At 63.1% G+C, this 597-nt stretch carries 1 protein-coding gene and 1 pseudogene; both read right to left on the bottom strand.

Annotated features, from left to right (window positions below):
• Positions 1-391: ATP-binding cassette domain-containing protein (locus tag AC1D00_RS44390; RefSeq protein WP_477015112.1), on the bottom strand; the 391-nt coding region annotated here is incomplete at its 3' end.
• Positions 388-597: pseudogene (locus AC1D00_RS44385) on the bottom strand (amino acid ABC transporter permease); the annotation flags it as partial. The pseudogene AC1D00_RS44385 and the gene AC1D00_RS44390, both read right to left, overlap by 4 nt.

The following is a 597-nucleotide window of genomic DNA, read 5'->3' as shown; positions in this document are numbered from 1 at the left end:
CCTCGGCGCRCACCTCGTCCGATTTGCGCCCCTGAACCTGCGTCGGACCTTCGGTGATGTTCTCCAGCGCGGTCTTGTGCGGAAACAGATTGAAGCGCTGGAACACCATGCCGGTCTTCAGCCGCTGCCGCCCGATCTCCCGTTCGCCGAGGCGATGAAGCCGTCCGCCCTGCTCGCGCACGCCCAGGAGCTCGCCGTCGAGCCAGATGCCGCCACTGTCGATCGCGGCGAGCTGGTTGATGCAGCGAAGCAGCGTTGTCTTGCCCGAGCCGGAAGCGCCGATCAGGCACATCACCTCGCCGGGCCAGACGTCGAGCGAGACGCTCTTGAGAGCCTGAAACTCTCCAAAATTCTTGCTGACGGAGCGGATCGCAACGAGGGGTTTTGTCATCGCGCAAGCCGCAATGTGCCGCGTGCAAAACGGCGTTCGAGCAGCATCTGGAGCGGGGTCAGGATCGAGACGACGAGCAGGTACCAGAGCCCGGCGACGATCAGCAGCTCGATGACGCGGGAATTGGCGTAGTAGATATTTTCGGCGTTGTGCAGCAATTCCGGATACTGGATGACGCTCGCGAGCGAGGTCGCCTTCACCATGCC

Source organism: Bradyrhizobium sp. P2_E8 (assembly GCF_056403875.1).
The sequence above is the reverse complement of the archived record's forward strand: the minus strand, read 5'-3'. Positions and strand labels throughout refer to the sequence as shown.